The sequence below is a fragment of the Terrisporobacter muris genome (genome assembly GCF_024621905.1).
Taxonomy (GTDB): domain Bacteria; phylum Bacillota; class Clostridia; order Peptostreptococcales; family Peptostreptococcaceae; genus Terrisporobacter; species Terrisporobacter muris.
The window spans coordinates 1-6,928 of the sequence record NZ_JANKBY010000186.1; the positions used below are offsets into that span (position 1 = coordinate 1).

The window sequence follows — 6,928 nt, forward strand, 5'->3', positions numbered from 1 at the left end:
AAATGATAATTTATGGAGAATTATAAAATGAAAAATGAACTAACTAATAATAGTATAGCTACTAAAAAATTGAATAGTTCAAAAAATTATAATAAAGACAAAAATACGTATTTTATATATTATATTGCAGGAGTAATAGTGTTGGGTGTGTTTTTAAATTTAGCAGTAAATATAAAAAGCACAGATGAGTATTATGAAAAGTACTATGTACTAGAAGATTATATAAGCAATTATGAAGAGGAAGATAGTGATTCAGATGGTTACGAAGAAATAGATGATGATGAAGACACAGGAAGCAGTGAAGAAATTGATGAAAGTTTAAATGAAGAAGATAATTCTGACACTGACATAAATGAAGAATATTAAAGTATTTTTAACGAATTAATAAAAGGATGATAAAATTGATTTCAGCAATAATTATGGCCTCTGGATTTTCAAATCGCATGGGTCAAAACAAACTCCTTATGAAGTATAATGATAAATTTTTAATTGAGCATACATTAAATATTGTGTCACAGTGTAATTTTAAGAAGAAAATATTAGTTACTCAATATGAGGAAATAAAAGAACTTGGAGAAAAATTAAATTACAATGTAGTAATCAATAACTCTCCAAACAAGGGGCAAAGTGAATCCATAAAATTAGGAGTGAAAAACTCACCTAAATGTGATGGATATATGTTTTTTGTTGGGGATCAACCTCTTTTAAATAAAGATGACATAGAAAAGTTAGTAAAGATTTTTAAAGACGATAGAAACTATATAGTCATACCAAAATATAAAGATAAATGTGGAAATCCAGTTATATATCCAACAATATATAAAGAACAGATTTTAAAACTAGAAGGAGATAAAGGTGGTAAAAGTATCATAAAATCTTCTGATAAAATAAAATATGTTGATGTTAGCGAAAATACTCTATTTGATATAGATAATATAGATGATTTTAATAATCTTTTTGAAAGAAAGGCAGAAAATGAAAGAAGATATAGTAGTAATTAGGGGTGGTGGAGATATAGCCACTGGAACAATCCACAAACTTCATAGATGTGGATTTAAAGTAGTAATATTGGAAATAGAAAAACCATCTGCCATAAGAAGAACGGTATGCTTTAGTGAAGCTATATACGAAGGTAAAATTATGGTTGAAGGTGTAATATGTGAAAAAGCAAATAATTTGGATGAGGTATACTCCATATTAGATAAAAAAAATATTCCTGTAATAATAGATCCATTTGGAAAATTCATTGAAATATTAAACCCTTTTGTAGTTGTAGATGCTATATTGGCAAAAAAAAACCTGGGGACAACAAAAGACATGGCACCAATAACTATAGGTTTAGGACCTGGATTTTGTGCAGGAGAAGATGTGGATATTGTAATAGAAACTATGAGAGGTCATAATTTAGGCAGAATAATAGAAAAAGGTTATGCTATGGCAAACACAGGTATTCCGGGAGCTGTAAATGGCGTAAGTAAAGATAGGGTTATATATTCGACTATGAGTGGAACTATTTCAAATGTGAAAGAAATTGGTGACATAGTAAAAAAGGGAGAAGTTATAGCTACAATAAGTATTGATGAAAATATAATTGAAGTAAAAGCGACTATAGGCGGAGTTTTACGAGGTATAATCAAAGATAAAAGCAAAATAAAAGAAAGGCTAAAAATAGCTGATATTGATCCACGTATTGAAGAAGTGGAAAATTCTTATACTATATCTGATAAGGCTAGAACGATAGCTGGTGGAGTTTTGGAAGCTGTGTTGTATATGAAACAAAGGTTGGTATATAGAGGTTAGATTTGTTAAAAAGAGCTACTAAGTTAGCTCTTTTTATATTGTCTATAATGAAAACTTGTGGTTAGTAAGAGTTAATCTATTAGTAACTACAATTAATGCTTGTGATAAAATGAAAAGAGACATTTTAGGATTTATTGATATATACACATTATGTAACAGTACTAGTAAAATAATTCATACAAATAGAACTATGTAAATTTTTATTAGATATGTAGACTGTACCAGCGAGTATGATTAAAGAAGGATGAGCTAATGTAACTAGAAGTGTTAAAGGTATTGAAGTATATTTTCTACACAATAAAAACATAAAAATATTTGATGCCTTTAAATATGCAAATAAATAATAAATATATAATAAGGAGTGTGAGATTTATGAGAGATATGATTATATACAAAACAGAAAAAGAAGCAAATGAAATACTAGATAATCTTAAAGGAAATACATGCTTAATTGACTATGATAGTGATGCATATGTAAGATTTGATCTTGAAGGTTGAGAAGAAAAAATTTCATTTGGTAAAAGAGAAGGTTTAGCTATTTATTTGGATTGAGTGAATTTCTCTGAAAATATATATAAAGAATGTGATTCTAATTATGTTATTTCTGAAATATTTAGATTAACAGGATGTAATGATGATATTATAAGATTTTGTGAAGGTGGTACAGAAATAGCTATATATTTTTATGATAAATCTTTTGATGATATGAAAAGAAATATTTTGAAATGTGGATGAGGAGCTATTGAATAAATTAGCACAGATGACAGAAGGATTTGTAGGAGAGGAAATAGGGCATATTGTAGTTAGTGGATTGTTCGAAGCATTTTATGAAGATAGAGGACTTACTTCTTATGATTTGGAAAAATCAATACAAAGTACAGTACCTTTATCAGTTACCAAATCGGAGCAGATAAGAGGCATACGTGCTTGGGCATCTACTAGAGCAGTGGTAGCAACATTTAGAAACAACAGAAAAGAATACAACAATTTTACAGAAGAAAGCTCAGATATAATTGCATCTAGAGGTGGAAGTAAAATTGATGAAATGAATATAAATATTGAGTATTATAAAAATATGAAAAATTCTGGAGTTGATTATGATTCAAGAGTTGGTTATAGATTTACAGTAGATTTAAAAATACAAAAAATTAAAGCGGAAAGTGTAGAAGGTACTAATTAAAGTTAAAAATAAAAAAGATACTCGTGCAGTTATAATATTAAAACGACACGAGTATTTTTGAGCAATGGAGTTGCCTTAAGTGTTAACAAAGTGATTCGTCAACACGTTGATCAAATGTATCTCGTTGTAGATATGAGTGAAGCGAATTTTTCTATAAAGAAATGTCACTTAAAAGCTTAACTGGAATTTGAACTTGTGTAACATACTCATCTTCTAGAGCGGTCTCATAAACATCTATTTTATAAATTTCTATGGGATCACCTAAAACAGTATATTTATTAATATCTATAAACTTATAAAGCATGTCAAAAACTTGTTCATACTGATTATAATCACCTTTATAAGTATATGTAACATAGTATCCTTCATCTAAAACAAAGTTATAATCAGAAGCATCATCGTCTACTAAGCAAAATGTATGTTTATAATAATTATAAATTCCGTTGGAAATACTTTTAGAATCAAAAACAGCTCCAAAGTTGCTATTACCTAAAATATAAAACTTGTCTTCGAATTTGTCGCTTAATTTTTGGATTAAGTAATCGTTATTTTCAGCAAAAGATTCATTAGAATCAACTGTAAGTGCTTTTCTTTTGTTCATATATAAAAGTTCAATTCTATTAAAAGTAGTATGTTCTATGCATTTATCTATTGAACATAGCCTTTTTTTCAAAGATTCCTTATGGGAATTTAAGTCTTCTACTTTTTTTTCTATTAATTCAATTTCTTCAAGAAGCATTTTTCTAGTAGTGCTAATATTTCTATTTTCAATATATTCCTTAATTCTTTGCATGGAGAAGTCTAGAGTTCTAAGCTCACGAATAAGATTTAAATTGCATATATCTTTAATTGTGTACATTCTATAGGAGTTAGTATCTCTAGTAGGATTCAAAAGTCCTAGTTTTTCATAGTATTTTATAGAATCTCTACCTAATTTATATATTTTTGAAAGTTCACCTGTTTTATAATATTTTCTTTTCAAAAAATCACCTCAAAATAATTTTAAAAAATTTATTGACATGTGTATTATACCACAGTTTATAGTTTTTATGGTGGAAGGAGATGAATAATATGGAAAATGCAACATGTTTAAAAACACAATTTAAGAAATATGTAATACCTTCAGTAGCAGCCATGTGGGTGTTTTCGCTATATTCAATGGTAGACGGGATATTTGTAAGTAAAGGGGTAGGTAGTGATGCTCTGGCAGCTGTAAACATATCTACACCATACATAAATATGTTATTTGCAATATCTATTTTATTTGCAACAGGGGCAAGTACTGTAGTTGCAATTAAGCTGGGAAGTTCAGAAAATAAAAAGGCAAATGAATACTTCACATTGAACTTAGTTGTAATAGTAATTTTATCAGCAATTATAATGTTAGTTAGCTTATTAAATTTAGATAAAATAGCAGTATTCTTAGGTGCGACGAGCTCAACTATGGTATACGTTAAAGAATATGCTGGAACAATCATGCTATTTGTTTTATTTTACTTAGGATCGTATTATTTAGAAGTATTAATAAAAAGTGATGGTTATCCTCACCTTTCAACAATAGGTGTAATAATATCTGCCATAACTAATATAGTACTTGATTATATATTTGTAATAAAGCTAGGATATGGAGTTAAGGGAGCCGCATTTGCAACAGGATTAGCAAGAGTATTCTCATTCTTATTTTTCTTTATACATTTTTTAAGAAAAAGAGGTAAGCTTAAATTTACAAAATTCAATTTTGATTTTAGTGTTATTAAAAAAGTAATATTTATAGGAATTCCAGACTCTACAACAGAGTTAAGTGTGGCTGTTATAGTTTTAATTTTCAACCAAAGTATATTGAGAGTAATAGGTGAAGATGCATTAGTAAGTTATAGTGTGGTGTGCTATATAAATACACTGGTACTTACAACTATGATGGGAATAGCCCAAGGAATACAACCTATTTGTAGTTTTTATTATGGTAAAGATGATAAAGACGTTGTCTTATCAATTTTGAAAATGGGATTAAAAACAATAAAAATATCATCGGTTGTATCATTTTTAATAGTTTTTATATTTGCAAAACAGTTAGTATTATTATTTATTAATAATGGAGATAAGGAGCTGTTTAATTATACAGTAAGTGTTTTAAGAGTGTTTTCTCCAGCATTTTTAATAATGGGATACAATGTGATAACATCAGGATTTTGTGTGGCTATAGATAGACCAATTCAAGCAGGAATAGTATCTTTGGGAAGAGGAATGATTGTAATAACAATTACTTTAATAGTTATGATTCTTTTGTTTGGAGAGATTGGAATATGGACAGCAACTCTTGCTTCAGAACTTATTGTATTTGTTATTTCAAGAAATGTTTTAAAGAAGAGTAAAAATAGTTTAGAATATAAATGTGCTGAAGTGGTATAAAGATTAAAAAAAGAATAAAAATTAACTTTAAATGGAGCTCCTTATAAAAAGAGGCTCCATTTTCGAAATTTAAAGAAAATTAGAAAATAATTTTGAAAAGCCTTCTTTAAATTTAATACCAGCGCTTCTGTTTGAATACTCTTCTAGAGTTAGTTTTTTACACAAAAGCATATCTTTTTCAAATTGTTCACGTTGTTTTTTAGATATTTCTTCGCTATAAATTAAAGCATTTACTTCAAAATTCAGCTCGCAGCTTCGTGTATCCATATTGGCAGTACCTATTGAGCATATTTTGTCATCCATAACTACAGCTTTTGAATGAAGAAACGCATTTTTATCATAGTGATATATTTCGATACCAAAGTTTAATAATTCTCCTGCATATACTAAATTAGCCCAGTAAACAAAAGGATGATCACCTTTACCAGGAATCATTATTTTTACATCAACTCCAGAAATAGAAGCTAACTTTAAACTATCCCCAATACTATCATCCAAAATTAAATAAGGTGATTGAATATAAATATAATCTTTGGACTTTTGTATCATTTCCAAATAGGACCATTTTATTTCATATCTATTATATGGGTTTGGTCCACTTGATATTATTTGTAAACCTGCTTTTGAATGATTGGAATTTGATAGGGAAGGTGGATTCACATTTTCTAAAGTGAAAGTTAAATCCACATCCTCTCTGGTTGCATATCTCCAATCAGCCCAAAATCTTAAGTTTAAGTCTTTTACTGCGTCACCTTTAATTTTTATATGAGTATCTCTCCAATGGCCAAACTTAGGATCTTTGCCCAAATATTCATCACCCACATTAAAACCGCCAACAAATCCAATCTCACTATCTATGACAACTATCTTTCTGTGATTTCTAAAGTTCATGTTTATATTTAGTAATTTTAATATTGCTGGGAAGAATTCACCTACTTTTACACCTGCCTCTATTACAGGTTTTAGTTTTCTTTTTGTAAGAGATCTACTACCAACAGAATCATATAATAGGCGTACTTCAACACCTGAAGCAGCCTTTTCTTTTAGTATTTTTAGTACTTTTGATCCAAGTTCATCATTTTTAAAAATATAAAATTGTATGTTTATACTTTTTTCAGCTTTTTTTAGACTATCTAAGATTTCATCAAATAATTCTTTACCATCAAAGAATAAATCTACTTCATTATCATTTCTATAAGGAGAATACTCCATGCTTTCTACAGCTCTAATTATTTCATAATTATCAGAGTTTTTTAAGCTTTTATCTTGCTCATCTGTGTTTTTGACTTTGTTAATATATTTTTCAAAAAATTGCATTTCAGATTTTTTCATTACAAATATATTGGCAGTATTAACTTTTCTACCAATTAGTAAGAAAATTATAAAACCAACATAAGGTAATAAAGTTAAAATTAATGTCCAAACAATTATACTATTAGCAGAACGTTTTTCCTTAAAAATCATATATAAAATCGTTATTATATTCAAAATATGAACTAATATAGACAAAATAGCAATAATCATAGCTTTAATATCCTT

The 6,928-nt window shown here is 28.0% G+C and carries 9 protein-coding genes; 7 read left to right on the top strand and 2 right to left on the bottom strand.

The features are described 5' to 3' along the window. Nucleotides 1-27 precede the first annotated feature (27 nt). The 6 genes from NSA58_RS13125 to NSA58_RS13150 all read left to right on the top strand — a co-directional run bounded on the left by NSA58_RS13125 (nt 28) and on the right by NSA58_RS13150 (nt 2,980). On the top strand, nt 28-366 hold the full coding sequence (locus tag NSA58_RS13125) for a hypothetical protein (protein ID WP_074079241.1): 339 nt from the start codon (nt 28-30) through the stop codon (nt 364-366). Nucleotides 367-392: 26 nt separating this feature from the next. Further along, complete coding sequence (mocA, locus tag NSA58_RS13130; protein ID WP_052233176.1) at nt 393-1,001, top strand: molybdenum cofactor cytidylyltransferase; 609 nt, start codon at nt 393-395, stop codon at nt 999-1,001. Beyond that, complete coding sequence (gene yqeB / locus NSA58_RS13135) at nt 976-1,800, top strand: selenium-dependent molybdenum cofactor biosynthesis protein YqeB (protein WP_039681489.1); 825 nt, start codon at nt 976-978, stop codon at nt 1,798-1,800. Before mocA ends, yqeB begins: the two co-directional genes overlap by 26 nt. Before the next feature lie 372 nt (nt 1,801-2,172). Continuing rightward, complete coding sequence (locus tag NSA58_RS13140; RefSeq protein ID WP_257560544.1) at nt 2,173-2,298, top strand: hypothetical protein; 126 nt, start codon at nt 2,173-2,175, stop codon at nt 2,296-2,298. Nucleotides 2,299-2,352: 54 nt separating this feature from the next. Continuing rightward, entirely contained in the window at nt 2,353-2,535 is a 183-nt protein-coding gene (locus NSA58_RS13145) for a hypothetical protein (protein WP_039681488.1), read from the top strand. A gap of 7 nt (nt 2,536-2,542) precedes the next feature. Then, a complete protein-coding gene (locus NSA58_RS13150) occupies nt 2,543-2,980 on the top strand; it encodes a hypothetical protein (protein WP_039681487.1) in 438 nt (145 codons plus the stop codon). Nucleotides 2,981-3,131: 151 nt separating this feature from the next. Here the strand turns inward: NSA58_RS13150 and NSA58_RS13155 are convergent, their stop codons facing one another. Next, on the bottom strand, nt 3,132-3,962 hold the full coding sequence (locus tag NSA58_RS13155; RefSeq protein ID WP_074079242.1) for a MerR family transcriptional regulator: 831 nt from the start codon (nt 3,960-3,962) through the stop codon (nt 3,132-3,134). Nucleotides 3,963-4,051: 89 nt separating this feature from the next. Between NSA58_RS13155 and NSA58_RS13160 the strand changes: the two genes are divergently transcribed. Continuing rightward, nucleotides 4,052-5,389: an MATE family efflux transporter gene (locus NSA58_RS13160; protein ID WP_139045031.1), complete on the top strand. Its 1,338-nt coding sequence runs from the start codon at nt 4,052-4,054 to the stop codon at nt 5,387-5,389. 69 nt (nt 5,390-5,458) lie between these two features. Here the strand turns inward: NSA58_RS13160 and cls are convergent. Then, on the bottom strand, nt 5,459-6,928 hold a 1,470-nt coding region (cls, locus tag NSA58_RS13165; RefSeq protein WP_257560545.1), incomplete at its 5' end, for a cardiolipin synthase.